This is a genomic window from Virgibacillus byunsanensis (assembly GCF_042675965.1).
In the GTDB taxonomy this organism is placed as follows: domain Bacteria; phylum Bacillota; class Bacilli; order Bacillales; family Amphibacillaceae; genus Virgibacillus_R; species Virgibacillus_R byunsanensis.
The window spans coordinates 210,978-227,169 of the sequence record NZ_JBHTKJ010000012.1; the positions used below are offsets into that span (position 1 = coordinate 210,978).

Below are 16,192 nucleotides of genomic sequence, written 5' to 3' on the forward strand. Positions count from 1 at the left end.
ATTTCACCTGCTATTCATCAATACGTATCACAACATCATCTTCAATAACGATTGCTGATTCGTCCATGATCTCATTCCAATGCGCTCCAAGACCCACTTCAACAAGAGCCTCAACTTCTTTTTCAACAATTTCACGGCCAATTTCTAGCATATCCAATTGCTCAATCTTAAAATCAATTAGCTTAATTTTTTCTTTGCGATTTTTGATTTCCTGTTGAAACCGTTGACTTAACTCCTGCTTTGACACCCCTGTTTTATTCTGCACTTTACGTTGTTCAAACAGGAGCTGTTGACACTCTTGTTCAAGTCGCATTTTATGATTATAAAAGTTTTTATGTAGCTTTTGTTTGCTCTTCTCTGTGATAATTTGCTTGATTAACACTTTCTTTATTATTTTCACTATTGTTCCTCACTCTCAAAACAATATAGAATAGAATACAGAGATTAGTAAAAAGGGAAAGGTATCCCCTCTCCCTTTACATAATATCCAAATAAATACGTTTGTTTGCATCCGATTTAGCTGCATAAACAACTGTTCGAATTGCTTTTGCGATACGTCCATTTTTGCCGATAACCTTACCAACATCGTTTTGATTCACAGTTAGATGGTAAACAATTTTTGTTTCCTCTTCTGTTTCAGTTACAACAATGTCTTCTGGTTGATCGACTAATGGTGTAACGATTGACTCGATTAGGGCTTTCATGATATCACACTACTTTACTTTTGATTTTTCTGTTCGTGGAATTTCTTCATGATGCCTTCTTTTGAGAAAAGATTGCGAACTGTATCACTTGGTTTTGCACCGTTTGTCATCCAGCTTAATGCTTTATCTTCATCTATTTTTACTTCAATTGGATTAACAACTGGGTTATATGTTCCAATTTGCTCAATAGAACGTCCGTCACGAGGAGAACGTGAATCAGCAACTACAATACGGTAAAAAGGATTTCTTTTAGAACCCATACGTTTTAAACGAATTTTCACAGCCATGTCTTGCACCTCCAATAATAATGTTTTTCATTAGATAACTTGTCGTTTGCCAAGCCTTTATGGCAAATGACCTAGTTGCACTTATTCAGATAAGGAAGTTTTATACTTTCTTACCTGCCAAGTTTAGATTCTATCAGAAACTTGGATGTCTGTAAAGTGTTTTTCCATTACATTAAAGTATTAAATAAAATATGCACCAAAGCAACTGAATAAATGTTGTTTCTGTTGGTTGTTACATAAACGGAAACTTCATTCCTTTACCTTTTTTGCCTTTTTGCATGTTCGTCATTTGCTTCATCATTTTCTTCATTTCATCGAATTGTTTGAGCAGACGGTTTACTTGTGAAACCGAAGTTCCAGAACCTTTTGCTATTCTTTTCTTACGACTAGCATTCATGATACTTGGTTCTTGCCGCTCTTTTTTGGTCATCGATTGAATAATTGCCTCTACGTGGGATAACTGTTTCTCATCCAACTGTGCATTTTTCAATCCTTTCATTTTGTTAGCACCTGGAATCATTCCCATTAAGTCGTCTAATGGACCCATGTTTTTCACTTGACCCATTTGTTCTAAAAAGTCATCAAATGTAAATGATGCTGTCCGCATTTTTTCTTCTAATTCTTTTGCTTGCTTTTCATCAACATTAGTTTGTGCTTTTTCAATTAACGTTAAAACATCACCCATACCTAGTATTCGGGATGCCATTCGTTCTGGGTGGAATGCTTCTAATTCATCCAATTTTTCACCCATACCAGCAAACTTAATTGGTTTATCCGTTACGGCTTTAATGGAAAGTGCAGCACCACCACGTGTATCACCATCAAGTTTTGTTAAAACTACACCTGAAATATCAAGTTGCTCATTAAAGCTCTCTGCAACGTTAACCGCATCCTGACCCGTCATTGCATCCACCACTAAGAAAATTTCATCTGGTTTTACCGTTGATTTAATTTGCTCAAGCTCATCCATTAGATCCGTATCAACATGCAGCCGACCTGCAGTATCAATAATGACGTAATCATTGTGTTCGGCTTTAGCTTGTTCAATCGCTTCTGAGGCTATATCAACTGGATTTGCTTCTGTACCTTTTGAAAAAACAGGCATATCTAGTTGTGTCCCGAGCGTCTCCAATTGCTTAATTGCTGCCGGACGATAAATGTCACAAGCTACTAACAATGGGGAACGATTATGATTTTTTCGTAAGTGATTTGCAAGTTTTCCTGTTGTGGTTGTTTTACCTGCACCTTGCAGACCTACCATCATGATAACGGTTGGGGAACGATCGGCTACAGCAATTTTACTTTGCTCGCCACCCATCAGTTCTGTTAATTCTTCTTTTACAACCTTAATAACCTGTTGTCCAGGTGTTAAACTTTCCATAACTTCCTGACCAGTAGCACGTTCTTTAATGCGTTTAATTAAATCTTTTACCACTTTAAAGTTAACATCGGCTTCAAGTAGCGCCAAGCGAACCTCACGCGTCATTTCTTTAACGTCTTGTTCACTAACTTTACCTTTACCTGTTATTTTCTTCATCGTACCTTGTAAGCGGTCGGCCAATCCTTCAAATGCCATAGAAGGTGTCCCCCTAATCTAGTTCTATTAATTGATGTAGCAGATTTATACTTTTTTCATCTGTTACGGATTCTTCCAGTTCTTTCAAAAGATCAGACCGTTGCTGGAATTTTTCGTATAAAAGTAATTTATCTTCATAAGTTTCCAGCATCGTTTCTGTACGTTTAATATTATCATATACAGCTTGTCTTGAAACTTGAAATTGCTCGGAAATTTCACCCAATGAGTAGTCTTCCAGATAATACAATTCCATGTAGTTACGCTGCTTTGGGGTTAATAATGCTTGATAAAAATCAAATAGATAATTAATTCGCGTTGTCTTTTCCAGCAATCCATACACCCCTTGTTAAGTGAAAATCCTTTACAAAAATAATAACATTATTTTTCGTTCTCTTCAAGAAGATCGGCAAACAACCCATATACAAATGCGTGTGCATCAAACGGTTGAAGGTCCGTAATTTGTTCACCAAGTCCAGCAAATTTAACGGGGATGTTTAACTCATTACGTATCGCTAATACAATACCTCCCTTTGCCGTTCCATCAAGCTTCGTTAATACAATCCCAGATACATCTGTTGCTTCTGAGAAAGTTTTAGCCTGACTTAGTGCATTTTGTCCAGTTGTAGCATCAAGTACAAGTAATACTTCATGTGGAGCACCTGGAACTTCTCGCTCAATTACACGTTTCACTTTAGATAGCTCATTCATTAAATTAACCTTGTTTTGAAGACGTCCAGCAGTATCACATATTAATACATCAGCTTCTCGTGATTTGGCTGCTTTTATTCCATCAAAGATTACTGCTGCCGGATCACTTCCTGCACCTTGCTTAACAACATCAACTCCTGCACGCTCTCCCCAAATTTCAAGCTGTTCGATAGCTCCTGCACGGAAGGTATCACCAGCAGCAAGCACAACACGTTTGCCGTCTTGTTTTAATTGTTGTGCCAATTTACCAATAGAAGTTGTTTTTCCAACACCATTTACACCCACAACTAATATAACCGACAGTTGATTTTCCTGTAAGTTTAATGCTTCTATTTGTTCATTATCATCGCCATAATAAATTTCTACTAACTTTTCTGAAATAACGTCCTTAACTTCCTTGGTATCTTTGATGTTACGGCGTTTTACTTCCATTTTTAATTCATCAATTAAATCCATGACCGTCATAACACCAACATCAGCAGAAATCAGAACTTCTTCTAATTCCTCAAAAAAGTCCTCATCCACTTTACGATAGCGGGCAATTAAATCATTGATTTTCCCCGAAAAGGAGTTTCTTGTCTTTTTCATACCTTCTTTATATTTTGTTGATACCTCTTCTGTTTCATCATTTTGTTTGAATTTGTTTTTCAATTTATCCATGAAACTCATTTACTATATTTCCTCCTTATGACTGTACTAATTCTTTCGTATCTTCTAGTCGAACCGAAACAAGTCGTGACACGCCAGATTCCTGCATAGTCACACCATATAGTACGTCCGCTTCTTCCATCGTACCTTTACGATGTGTGATTACAATAAACTGCGTATTTTCACTGTATAATTTCACATATTTTGCGAACCTGACAACATTTGCTTCATCTAGTGCCGCCTCGACTTCATCCAATACACAGAATGGTACAGGACGCACACGTAGAATCGAGAATAATAACGCAATAGCTGTTAATGCACGTTCTCCCCCAGACAGTAAACCTAAGTGTTGCAGGTTTTTACCTGGTGGTTGAGCAACGATTTCAACACCTGTATCCAACAGATTTTTGGGATCGGTTAGCTTTAATTCAGCGCTACCCCCTCCAAACAACTGCTGAAAAACAACAGCAAACTCTTCCTTAATCTTTGAAAATGTTTCACCAAAACGCTTTTGCATTTCTTCATCCATTTCAGCAATAACAGAATATAATGTCTGTTTTGCTTCTACTAGATCATTTTTTTGCTCAGATAAAAATGTATAACGCTCAGAGATTCGTTCGTACTCGTCAATTGCTCCTAGGTTAACTGTTCCTAAATGATCAATTGCTTGTTTTATTTGCTTGACTTTGGATTTTGCTTCCTCTATACTTTCAACTTTTTCATATTCTTGTCTTGCTTTTTCATAGGTAATTGTATATTCATCTTGTAGTTGGGTTAAGCGGTTTTCTAAATCGACATCTAATCGATTTGCCTTTACTTCTTTTTGTTGGATCGCTTGCATGTATGTTTGGTGCTTTTTATTTTCTTCTTTTAACTCTCGTTCCTGATCTTCCATTCGTTTCGTTCGGTTTGATCTATCTGAGCGCTTTTGTTGTATCGTATTGATTAATGCTTCTTTTTCTTCTTTTTGGGATTGAATCGATTGGTCAATCTCTACTTCTGTTTCCTCTGACTCCTTTAGAGCCAAAAGTTCATTCAAATCTGTAGAATAAACTTCATGCTGCTCGTTAAGTTCTGTTAACTGTGCCTCAATGCCATTCGTTTTTTCACGTTGATTTTTGACGCGCTCTTCCTGTTCAGCCAAAGAAACCTGATAACGATGTAAGTCGTTCTGTAACTGTTCTTGGTTCTCTTTAAATTCAGCTTCTTGATGTGTTAATGCATCAATTTCTTTTTGTATTGTTTCCAATTGTTGTTTTATCTCATCTAAATCTACTGACAACTGTTGATCTCGGTTTTCTAGTTCATTACTATCCTGATCAAATTGTTGTTTATCCTGATCATATAAAGCAAGATTGTCATTAAGGGATGAAAGCTTCATTTCTAGTTCTTTTAAAGAAGATTGAATGTCTTGTAAAGCCTGTTGTTCGGTATACTTTGACTGTTCTTGGGTTTTAAGCATTTTTTCCTTTTCAACCATTTGATGCTTTTCTGTCTTAACTTTCTGTTCAAAAGCCGTAGCTTTTTCCTGAAATTCTTCTAGTTTTTCGGTCATTTCCTGCAAATCTTTTTCTCTTGTGAATAAGGATTGATTTGTTTTCTTCTGTGCACCACCTGACATGGAGCCACCTGGATTAACCACATCCCCATCAAGTGTTACCACTCTAAACTTTCGCATAACTGTCTTAGCGATTTCATTCGCATCTTTTAATGATTTAGCAATCAATACATGACCCATTAGGTGATCAACAGCTTTTTGATATGCGGGATTTGTTGTTACTAAATCATTGGCTATTCCAACAAATCCGTCATGTCCGTTAATTTTTGCTAGTATATCTTTGGAAACAAATCGAGGTTGTATCGATCCTAGTGGTAAGAAAGTTGCTCGTCCGTTATTTGATTGCTTTAACCACGTTATTGCCTTTCTTGCTGCCTGATCATTATCTACTACAATATGTTGCGCTTGTCCACCAAGAACCGTTTCGATGGCAGTAATATATGGATTAGGTACGTCTATGAGCTCGATAACTGCACCATGAATGTCTTGGAGTTTATTTTCTTCTCTCGCTTTTAGTACTGACTTAACACCATGAAAAAAACCTTGAAAATCTTCTTTCATTTCTTCAAGCATTTCTTTCTTCGATTTCAGTTTTTCAATATATTGATAACCTTTATTAAGTTTAATCTGGGATTCTTGATATTGCTTTCGTTCATTTTCTAAATCACTTTTTAACTGATTTATCGTCATTTCCTTTTCTTCAAACTTCTTTTCTAGTTTTTTATAGTAGGATTGCGTCTGATTTTGCTCCTTTATTAAAGCATCTCGTTGCACAATAAGACCTTCGAATTTTTCAGCTTGTTTATCTTTTTTTCCTGTTATTTGTTCTAGCTGCTGCTGAATAGATTGTTTCTCATTTCGCTTTGCAGCCTGTTTATTCAAAAACTCGATATACTCTGATTTCATTTCTTCAATACGATCAGCTATATTTTCTTTCTCTGTTGTCAATCTAGCTTCAAGTTGTTCTACTTTTCGCTTGGTATCCCGTTTAATTGCTTGAACATCTGCTAACTTGTCTTTTTCCAATTCAAGCTCTTTACTTATTTTTTCAATTCTGCTTGCTGTTTCCCTTTTTTGTGACTCAAGCTTTTGCTTATTTTCATCAAAGTGTTTTGTACGTTCGTTAAGCACCTGTTTTTTACCTTCAAATTGTTCGAGTTGTTGTGTCGTTTTTAGAAGGTTCGACTGAAGCTCTTCAATAGCCTCATCTAAGCTTTGAACCTTTTGTCTTTCATTCTCTAATGTCGCTTCTTTTTGCTGTATTTCTGTCTTCAGATTAATTTCCTGCATCTTTTCGTTTTCCAGTTCATTCAACAATGCTTGCCATTGTTCATGAAGCTGTTCAATTTCCGTAACAAGAAGCGAAATCTCCTGCTGTTTTAACTGTTCTCTTTTATCGAGATACTTCTTAGCTGTTTCAGCTTGCTCTTCCAATGGATCGATCTGTTGCTCAATTTCATGAATGATATCTTCTACACGATTTAAGTTTTCTTGTGTTTCAGCTAATTTGTATTCGGCTTTTTTCTTTCGTTGCTTATATTTCAAAACACCAGCAGCTTCTTCAAAGATCGTACGTCGTTCTTCTGCTTTTGAACTTAAAATTTCTTCTACCTTTCCCTGACTGATGATCGAAAAGGCTTCTCGCCCTAATCCGGAATCCATAAATAAATCGACAATATCTTTTAGTCGACACGATTGTTTGTTAATATAAAATTCACTTTCCCCTGAACGGTAGACTCGTCTTGTTACGTTTACTTCCTCATAATCTAAAGGGAGTGCTTGGTCACTATTATCTAAAACTAAGGAAACTTCTGCTACATTTAATTGCTTTCTAGAGTCACTACCTTGGAAAATGATATCTTCCATTTTGGATCCACGTAGTGATTTTGCAGATTGCTCACCTAGTACCCAGCGTATTGCATCGGTTATATTACTTTTTCCGCTTCCATTTGGGCCTACAACTGCTGTAACTCCGGGCACAAAGACAACATTAATTCGCTCAGCAAAAGACTTAAAGCCCACACTTTCTAACCGTTTTAAATACATATACATTCTCCTATTCGGATTACAAACAGTTATAAAAACCATGTTTAATTCTTCTTTATGTATGATCCGTTTTCTACTTATTTCGTCATTAATACTTATAATATGTAAAGTTTTATTCTAAAATAATTTGGTTTTTTATCGCATTTATTTTATCATAAACATAGTAACAAAAGAAATACGGAACTGATTATTCTATTCCCTACATACCATGCGTTCCATCCTTTGTTATTATTCTAAATGGTGAGGTGTATATATGAACTTAGAAAACCCAACACAAGAAAATTTGAAGTTTCTCTTAGATGAATTAGCAGATCGCTTGAAAGTAGTTAATCGGACCATTATGGATCCGGAAGATTATGACATAGATAAATATGATGATATAAAATTTATGTATGACATGATTGTTCAAAAAGGACATTTAAGCGCTTCAGAAGCACAAGCTTTCATTGATGAGTTACGGTCAGTGCGGAAAAGTTAAAAGTATGATGAAGTAAAAAGGCTGTTCATTCACACGACGTGAAGCACAGCCTTTTTACTGCTTTATTACTATTAATTATTATATGTGTCCAATGCATTCTTTGCAGCCCGTTGTTCAGCTTCTTTCTTCGTTCTACCAACACCAACGCCTGCTATATTTTCTTGAATAACTACTTGAGCTACAAACTCTTTATTATGTGAAGGGCCTTTTTCTTCTACTATTCTATATTCTATCGTACGATTTTTATATTGTTGTACGAACTCTTGCAACTGACTTTTATAATCCATCGCATGCGAAAAAGCACCTGTACTTATTTTCGGAAATACATATTTTTTCAAGAAATCTAGTGCAATCTCGAATCCTTGATCCAAGTAAAGTGCTCCTAGAAATGCTTCAAAAACGTCTGCAAGTAGAGCGGGTCTGTCCCTTCCTCCAGTCTGTTCCTCGCCTCTTCCTAGCAAAATATGATCGCCTAACTGTAATTCACGAGCAAAGTTTACTAGTGAAGCTTCACAAACAATTGCAGCTCTCAGCTTGGTTAATTCTCCTTCTGCCATATTATCATTTTTGCGAAATAAATATTGCGATACTCCTAATTCTAATACGGCATCCCCTAAAAATTCCAAACGTTCATTATCCGAAGAAGGTACTTCACGATGCTCATTCACATAGGATGAATGGGTAAAAGCTTGAGTAATTAAGTCATGGTTATTAAATGTTATACCAAGTTGATCTTGCAATTGTGAAACATTCATACGTTCTCACCACTTTATGATTAAATTTACGTTTATTTTACAACAAAAGGTTAATATACGGAAAGTCTCGCAAGACGCGAGACTTCCAACTTTATTATGACTGGGTACTGTTTATGTAGTTAACAGCATCTCCAACAGTATTAATTTTTTCTGCTTCTTCATCAGCAATTTCCATATCAAATTCATCCTCAAGCTCCATTACAAGCTCAACAACGTCCAATGAATCTGCTTCTAGGTCATCTTTGAAAGAGGCTTCCATTTTCACCTTAGATTCTTCAACTTCAAGACGGTCAACGATAATTGTTTTTACGCGTTCAAATACATCTGCCATAATACGTCACCTCCCTTCAATATCTTTCACACAGACCGGGCCAAGCTTCTGCTTTTGGTTTTCACATTACCATTCCGCCATCAATATGAATGGTTTGACCTGTAATATAATTTGCATCATCTGATGCTAGAAAGCGAACAACCTTTGCAACATCTTCTGCTTTTCCTAGCTTTTTTAATGGAATCATCGACAACATCGATTCTCGTTGTTCATCTGACAAAGCATTTGTCATGTCTGTCGATATAAACCCTGGTGCCACAGCATTAACTAAAATATTTCTGGCAGCAAGTTCTTTAGCTGTTGTTTTGGTTAAGCCGATTACACCAGCTTTAGCCGCTACGTAATTCGCCTGTCCTGGATTTCCACTCACACCGACAATAGAAGCAACATTAATTATTCTACCACTTTTTTGCTTCATCATTTGTCTTGTTACACTTTTCGTACATACGAATACACCTTTAAGATTCGTATTAATTACCTGATCAAATTCTTCTTCTTTCATTCGCATCAATAAATTATCACGTGTAACACCTGCATTATTAACGAGAATATCCAGACTTCCGAATTGAGTGACTACTTCCTTCACCATATCTTTTACATTTGATTCATTAGCCACATCAGCCTGAATTTTAAATGCTTTAACACCAATTGATTCAATTTCCTCCACTACAGCCTCTGCTTTCGCTTCACTTCCAGCATAGTTTACTGCTACATTTGCCCCTTGCTTAGCTAATTCTAAAGCAATTGCTTTACCTATGCCTCGTGAAGCACCTGTAACGAGCGCATTTTTACCTTGCAACATTAGGATTCCTCCTTATACCATGAGATGAATGCTTCCATTGATTCTGGGTCCTGTATGGCAAATGTAGGTGTTTTTCGGCTTATCTTTTTCACTAATCCGCTCAACACTTTTCCATTACCAACCTCTACAAAAGCATCAACACCTTCATCAAGCATGTTTTTGATCGACTCTTCAAAACGTACTGGTGAATACAATTGTTTGATTAATAGATCCTTGACTGCATTGCTTACTGTCTCTGGATTACCAGTAACGTTAGCAAATACGGGAATGTTAGCATTATTTATATGTACTTGATTCAGCTTATCTGTAAAATCTTCGTTCGCGGCTTTCATTAACCGTGAATGAAATGGTCCACTTACGTTTAATGGTAACACTCGTTTAGCTCCATTTTCTTTTAATAGCTCAGATGCCTGATCAATGCCTTCTTTAGAACCAGATATAACAATTTGTCCTGGGCAATTTATGTTCGCAATATCGACTATTTCATCTGTTGATAATTTCCCTAATGTATTCGTGATTGCTTCCTCATTCATCCCAAGAACAGCTGCCATGGCACCTTTACCTTTAGGAAATGCTTTTTCCATCAATCTACCTCGGGTATTAACGAGCGGAATGGCATCCTCTAAAGCTAACGCACCAGCTGCTACTAATGCACTGTATTCACCTAAACTATGTCCAACCGCCATAACAGGAATAATCTCTTCTTTTAACAATAAAGTATGGACAGCTATACTAGATAAAAGCAGTGCAGGTTGTGCATGTTCTGTTTCTGTTAGCTTTTCCTGTGGGCCATTAAACATAATCTCACTTATCTTCTCATCCAGTAATTCGTCTGCGTTGTGGAACATTTCCTGAATTTCGGGATAGTTATCATAAAAGGATTTCCCCATTCCAACTGTTTGAGATCCCTGTCCAGGAAACATAAAAGCTACTCGTTTCATTCCGTATCCTCCTTGTCTAAATCAATTGTTTCAATCATCGTTTTAATTGTCTCTGTCACATCATAATCCACCATATGACAAGCTTGCTTAATAGCATTGAATACGGCACGACGATTTGATGAACCATGTGCTTTAATCACTGGTGCTGCTAATCCAAATAACCCTGCTCCACCGTACTCGGAGTAATCTAGTTTATCTTTAAGCCCTCTTAAATCTTTTTTAACCATTCCAGCGGCCATTTTTGTTTTAAATGATGACATCAGTGTTTCCTTTAACATAGAAAACATGGTCATTGCAGTTCCTTCAATCGTTTTTAACGCTATATTCCCACTAAAACCATCTGTTACCACTACATCAGCCGTACCAGATAAAATATCACGTGCTTCTACATTACCAATAAAGTTAATGGGAGCATCCTTTAAAAGAATAAATGCCTTTTTAGTAAGCTCATTACCTTTCCCATCTTCTGTTCCTACATTTAAAAGCCCTACTGTTGGGCGTTCAATAGCTCGCACTTTTTCGGTATAAATCGAACCCATAATAGCATATTGAACTAGGTGATCTGCTTTAGCGTCGACATTTGCCCCAACATCCAATAATAAAAAACCTTTACCATCAATTGTTGGTAATGTTGGACTTAGCGCTGGCCGGTCAATTCCTGGAATTCTCCCAACACCAAACAATCCCGCACTCATTAAGGCACCGGTATTTCCTGCTGAAATACAAGCATCGGCTTTTTTCTCTTTTACTTCCTTTGCCATAATAACGATGGAAGCGTTTCTCTTACGACGTACTGCCCTAACTGGTTCATCGTCTGCTGTTATTACTTCGTCTGTATGTATGATATCAATGTGTTTTGAGTTGGATAAATGTGGCTTAATTTTTTCCTCATCACCAATTAATGTTATTTTCAAATTAGCTATTTGTGAAACAGCATCCACAGCACCTAGTACAATCTCTTTAGGGGCATGGTCTCCACCCATTGCATCAATTGCTAGTCTCATTTGAATATTCTCCTTTTTGTTCCTTTGATCTATACATACTGAATAGTCCAGTAAACACGACTTCATTACCAACATAACTAGTTACTCGCACAATCGTTAACCCTTTATCATTCTCCCCATCGACAAATGCTTTTGCAATTACTCGTTCTCCCTGATTAACCTGACGGGTAAATTTCAATTCAGATGTTGCGGTTAAAGCTAATTCATCATTGATTACTGCAACAGCAAGAGAATTTGCTTGTGCGAACAAATGGTGTCCTCGTGCAATTTTATTACGTGAAAATACATGCTCTTCGTTAATTACTAAAATGGAAATCGCACGATTGTCTAACTCAAGATCAATAATTTCCCCAATCACTTCATCGATGGGGAGTGCTTTTACCGTCTCATTCCTTTGATATGTAGCAACTGATTTGATACGTTCCCTCAGCTCTGGAATGGCAAGTTCCATACGGTCAAGACGTATAGTTTGGATACTCACATTAAATTTCTTGGCTAAATCATCATCTGTTATAAATGGTGTTTGTTCAATAGTCTCTGTTAATAATCGTTGCCGTTCTTCTTTTTTTATTTTCATCGCTGGCACCGTCCACTGTTATAATCGTCAAAATTATGACTTGGTACTAATAGTAATATATAATAGCCTTTTTAAATATGCAAGTATTGATTTCAATCCATCTTTTCTTGTAAAAATGAATCATTTTCTAAATAGGTACGTAGATTTGCAAAATCTTTATTGTCTTCTAGCAAGTTTGTTTCAATTATTTCCTGTGCATCATTACGTGCTGTTTCTAATGCCCGGTAATCGTGAATCATGTCTGCAACTTTAAATTCAGGTATCCCACTTTGTTTCTTGCCAAAAAAGTCACCAGGACCACGTAGTTTTAAATCTTGTTCCGATAGCTCAAAACCGTCATTAGTCTCTGTCATGATTCGCATGCGTTCTTTTCCAACTTCACCTTTTGGATCTGCAATCAATATGCAATAGCTTTGCTTATCACCTCGTCCAACTCTCCCTCTTAACTGGTGTAACTGTGACAATCCAAATCGCTCTGCATCATAAATGACCATGATTGTCGCATTTGTTACATTGACCCCTACCTCTACTACTGTAGTTGAAACAAGTACTTGAATTTCATTAGCTGCAAATTGCTTCATTACGTTATCTTTTTCATCGGTTTGAAGTCGACCGTGCATCAGTCCAGTTTTAATAACAGACGGATAAAACGCTTGTATTTGCTCATATAGATCAACAGCATTTTGAATATCCAGTTTGTCGGATTCCTCAATTAAGGGACAAATAATATATGCTTGTTCACCATTTGCAATGCGTTTCTCAATAAATTGTAATACACGCTCAAAGGTGTTCGCTTTAGTCCAATACGTTTCAATTTCTTTTCTCCCAGCAGGCATCTCATCAATTACAGAAACGTCCATATCACCAAAAGCTGTAATAGCTAATGTACGCGGAATAGGTGTCGCGGTCATAAAGAGTACATCAGGATTTAACCCTTTATCTCTTAATACTCGGCGCTGTTCTACACCAAAACGGTGTTGTTCATCAACAATTACAAACCCTAAGTCGTCAAAAATGACATCATCCTGTATTAAGGCATGTGTTCCAATTACAATATTGACTTCATGGTTTTGAACCAATTCTAAAATCTCTTTACGTTTTTTACCTTTTACTGATCCAGTTAAAAGAGCGATATTAGCCCGTTCGCCAAACATATCTACTAATGACTCGTAATGTTGTTCTGCTAATATTTCAGTAGGAACCATTAAGGCTCCTTGTTTACCAGCTGTAATCGAAGCATATATACTTACTGCAGCAACAGCTGTTTTCCCTGATCCAACATCCCCCTGCAGTAGACGGTTCATTCGATAGGTTGATTTCATATCTGAAAGAATCTGCTTTAGTGATTTTTGCTGGGCATTTGTCAATGAAAATGGAAAGCCTTCCATAAATGCCTTTACTTTATTTACATCGTAATGTTGTGCATTACCTTCTGTTGCTTCACGTTTTATCTTACGTAACAATTGCATTTTTAGTTGAAATAATAAAAATTCCTCATATGTAAATCTTCTTCTGGCATGTTTAAGCTCCAGTCTACTCTTTGGAAAATGCATGGTAACGAGCGCGTTTTTTCGATCAGGCAGTTTATATGTGTCTAAATAAAATTGTGGAAGAATCTCTTCTACCTTATCTGCATATTCCTTTATAGCTGTTCGAATCGTTTTCTTTATCTTTAAGTTGGTAAGGTCCCCTTTTAACGAATACATTGGTTGAATCGATGCATGGTTTTCTGCTGGACCTATTTTGTAAGAGCTAACCGTTATTTGTAATCGATGGGCATCCCATTTTCCTGTTAACGTAACCGTATCTCCTGTATTAATTTGTTTTTTTGCAAAGGCGCGGTTAAACATAACTGCTTTAATGGCAACATTTTCTACTTCAAGCGTGAACATTAATCTGGATTTTCTTTTTGCAAAAAATGTGAGGGAAGGTTCATGTACAACACTTCCCTCAATCGTTACTTTATCATCATGAATTAATTCGCTAAGGGGTTTGATTTCAAATACATCATAACGGTAGGGGAAATAATTTAATAAATCTTCAACAGTAAAAACATTGACAACTGCTAAATCTTCAGCAAATTTTTCGCCCACGCCTTTTACCTGCACAACGGAGTCACTTAGCATATTTAATCACTCTTTCTACACAGTCATCCCAAATATTTTCTCTTTTAATAAACGGCCTGTTGGCGTATCAGCAAGGCCACCTTCACCTGTTTCACGTAGCGAGGTTGGCATTTGTTTGCCAATTCGATACATGGCTCCTATTACCTCATCACATGGAATTGTGCTTGTAACACCAGCTAATGCCATATCCGCAGATACAATCGCTAGTGATGAACCTCCAGCATTGCGTTTTACACAAGGAACTTCTACTAGCCCTGCAACAGGATCACACACAAGGCCAAGCATGTTTTTTAACGTCATAGCAAATGCCTCTGCTGATTGCTGTGGTGCCCCCCCTGCCATTTCGACTATTGCAGCTGATGCCATTGCTCCAGCTGAACCTACTTCTGCTTGACAGCCACCAGCAGCTCCTGAAATAAACGCATTATTTGCAACTACAAATCCAAACGCACCTGATGTAAATAAATAGCGAATCATTTGTTCTCTTGTTGGATTTAGTTGATTTTTAACTGCGAATAATGTGCCAGGAACACAACCGGCACTTCCGGCTGTAGGTGTAGCACAAATCGTACCCATAGCAGCATTAACCTCATTTGTACCCATTGCTTTACTAACAGCATCCATTAATAAATTGCCTGAGAGTGGTGTTTTTTCTTTCATATAATTCTGAATAAGAACAGCATCCCCACCAGTAAGTCCTGTTACAGATTCCACACCCTTTAAGCTATCCTCTATAGCCTTTTCCATTACCTCAAGATTTCTTTCCATCTCAGAATAGACTTCTTCACGTGATTTATTTTTAACGTCCATCTCCTGACGAATCATCACTTCAGATATTAATATGTTTTCTTTCTCTGCCATTTCCACTAATTCTGCTGCTGTACGAAACATATGAAAACTCCTCTCTATAATCAGCTGACAATTTTTGAAATTTGAATGATATGATCAGCATGTTGCAATTCTTCTAAAACGTTGTCATTTACGTTTTGGTCTACCTCTATAACCATTAATGCCTCTTTACCTACATCTTTTCGATTAACTTCCATGTGACCAATATTTATCTCATGTTTTGCCAGTATTTTTGTAACCGATGCTATCGCTCCAAACCGATCATTGTGCATAATTAAAATAGCCGGATGATTTCCTGATAAACGTAATTCAAATCCATTTAATTCGGTGATCTCGACTTTACCCCCACCGATAGATATGCCGACTAATTCCAAATCTTCCGTGTCATTACCGATAATCAATCTAGCAGTATTTGGATGTGCTGATGCTGCACTATCCTCTATAAATTCTATATCCATATTTTTTTCTTTTGCTGTATCTAGTGCTTTACTCATTCGGGTATCATCGGTTTCGTATCCCAACAAACCACCAACTAATGCAAAATCTGTTCCATGGCCTTTATAGGTCTTGGCAAACGACTCATATAAATGGATACGTGCCCATTTAGGTTCTTTACCTAATAAATTACGTGCAGCTTTCCCTATTCTTGCTGCACCTGCTGTATGTGAGCTAGAAGGACCAATCATAACTGGACCAATGATATCAAACACTGAATTATATTTCACGTAGCAACACCGCCTATTTTTCTAGTATAATTATCTCTCCATTGTAAATTATAACAAAAACATCTATAATTATCATT

17 protein-coding genes are annotated in these 16,192 nt (G+C 36.9%); 1 reads left to right on the plus strand and 16 read right to left on the minus strand.

Annotated elements, in window-relative coordinates; genetic code table 11:
* Positions 1-10: 10 nt before the first annotated feature.
* The 7 genes from ACFQ3N_RS06255 to smc form a co-directional block, all read right to left on the minus strand.
* On the minus strand, positions 11-400 hold the full coding sequence (locus ACFQ3N_RS06255; protein ID WP_390360585.1) for a YlqD family protein: 390 nt from the start codon (positions 398-400) through the stop codon (positions 11-13).
* Positions 401-476: 76 nt separating this feature from the next.
* A complete protein-coding gene (locus ACFQ3N_RS06260) occupies positions 477-704 on the minus strand; it encodes a KH domain-containing protein (protein ID WP_390360587.1) in 228 nt (75 codons plus the stop codon).
* 14 nt (positions 705-718) lie between these two features.
* A complete protein-coding gene (rpsP, locus tag ACFQ3N_RS06265; protein WP_390360589.1) occupies positions 719-991 on the minus strand; it encodes a 30S ribosomal protein S16 in 273 nt (90 codons plus the stop codon).
* 232 nt (positions 992-1,223) lie between these two features.
* A complete protein-coding gene (gene ffh, locus ACFQ3N_RS06270; RefSeq protein WP_390360591.1) occupies positions 1,224-2,567 on the minus strand; it encodes a signal recognition particle protein in 1,344 nt (447 codons plus the stop codon).
* Between the two features lie 13 nt (positions 2,568-2,580).
* Positions 2,581-2,898: a putative DNA-binding protein gene (locus tag ACFQ3N_RS06275; protein ID WP_390360593.1), complete on the minus strand. Its 318-nt coding sequence runs from the start codon at positions 2,896-2,898 to the stop codon at positions 2,581-2,583.
* A 47-nt stretch (positions 2,899-2,945) separates the two neighbouring features.
* Complete coding sequence (gene ftsY, locus ACFQ3N_RS06280) at positions 2,946-3,944, minus strand: signal recognition particle-docking protein FtsY (protein WP_390360595.1); 999 nt, start codon at positions 3,942-3,944, stop codon at positions 2,946-2,948.
* A 16-nt stretch (positions 3,945-3,960) separates the two neighbouring features.
* On the minus strand, positions 3,961-7,527 hold the full coding sequence (smc, locus tag ACFQ3N_RS06285; RefSeq protein WP_390360597.1) for a chromosome segregation protein SMC: 3,567 nt from the start codon (positions 7,525-7,527) through the stop codon (positions 3,961-3,963).
* Between the two features lie 253 nt (positions 7,528-7,780).
* Between smc and ACFQ3N_RS06290 the strand changes: the two genes are divergently transcribed.
* A complete protein-coding gene (locus tag ACFQ3N_RS06290) occupies positions 7,781-8,005 on the plus strand; it encodes a DUF1128 domain-containing protein (RefSeq protein WP_390360599.1) in 225 nt (74 codons plus the stop codon).
* A gap of 71 nt (positions 8,006-8,076) precedes the next feature.
* On the opposite strand, the gene rnc is transcribed toward ACFQ3N_RS06290, so the two are convergent.
* The 9 genes from rnc to sdaAB all read right to left on the minus strand — a co-directional run bounded on the left by rnc (position 8,077) and on the right by sdaAB (position 16,115).
* Positions 8,077-8,760: a ribonuclease III gene (gene rnc / locus ACFQ3N_RS06295; RefSeq protein ID WP_390360601.1), complete on the minus strand. Its 684-nt coding sequence runs from the start codon at positions 8,758-8,760 to the stop codon at positions 8,077-8,079.
* 94 nt (positions 8,761-8,854) lie between these two features.
* On the minus strand, positions 8,855-9,091 hold the full coding sequence (gene acpP / locus ACFQ3N_RS06300) for an acyl carrier protein (protein ID WP_390360603.1): 237 nt from the start codon (positions 9,089-9,091) through the stop codon (positions 8,855-8,857).
* A gap of 61 nt (positions 9,092-9,152) precedes the next feature.
* A complete protein-coding gene (gene fabG, locus ACFQ3N_RS06305; protein ID WP_390360605.1) occupies positions 9,153-9,893 on the minus strand; it encodes a 3-oxoacyl-[acyl-carrier-protein] reductase in 741 nt (246 codons plus the stop codon).
* The gene (gene fabD / locus ACFQ3N_RS06310) at positions 9,893-10,834 is read right to left on the minus strand and encodes an ACP S-malonyltransferase (RefSeq protein ID WP_390360607.1); all 942 of its coding nucleotides are present in this window, start codon (positions 10,832-10,834) and stop codon (positions 9,893-9,895) included. The genes fabG and fabD overlap by 1 nt, the downstream gene beginning before the upstream one ends.
* Positions 10,831-11,838, minus strand: a complete 1,008-nt coding sequence (plsX, locus tag ACFQ3N_RS06315; RefSeq protein ID WP_390360609.1) for a phosphate acyltransferase PlsX — start codon at positions 11,836-11,838, stop codon at positions 10,831-10,833. The genes fabD and plsX overlap by 4 nt, the downstream gene beginning before the upstream one ends.
* A complete protein-coding gene (gene fapR, locus ACFQ3N_RS06320) occupies positions 11,822-12,415 on the minus strand; it encodes a transcription factor FapR (RefSeq protein WP_390360611.1) in 594 nt (197 codons plus the stop codon). The genes plsX and fapR overlap by 17 nt, the downstream gene beginning before the upstream one ends.
* Before the next feature lie 92 nt (positions 12,416-12,507).
* Positions 12,508-14,541 (minus strand): ATP-dependent DNA helicase RecG, encoded by a 2,034-nt coding sequence (gene recG / locus ACFQ3N_RS06325; protein ID WP_390360613.1) that lies wholly within the window; start codon positions 14,539-14,541, stop codon positions 12,508-12,510.
* 15 nt (positions 14,542-14,556) lie between these two features.
* On the minus strand, positions 14,557-15,432 hold the full coding sequence (gene sdaAA / locus ACFQ3N_RS06330) for an L-serine ammonia-lyase, iron-sulfur-dependent, subunit alpha (protein WP_390360615.1): 876 nt from the start codon (positions 15,430-15,432) through the stop codon (positions 14,557-14,559).
* A 20-nt stretch (positions 15,433-15,452) separates the two neighbouring features.
* Complete coding sequence (sdaAB, locus tag ACFQ3N_RS06335; RefSeq protein WP_390360617.1) at positions 15,453-16,115, minus strand: L-serine ammonia-lyase, iron-sulfur-dependent subunit beta; 663 nt, start codon at positions 16,113-16,115, stop codon at positions 15,453-15,455.
* Positions 16,116-16,192: the final 77 nt, after the last annotated feature.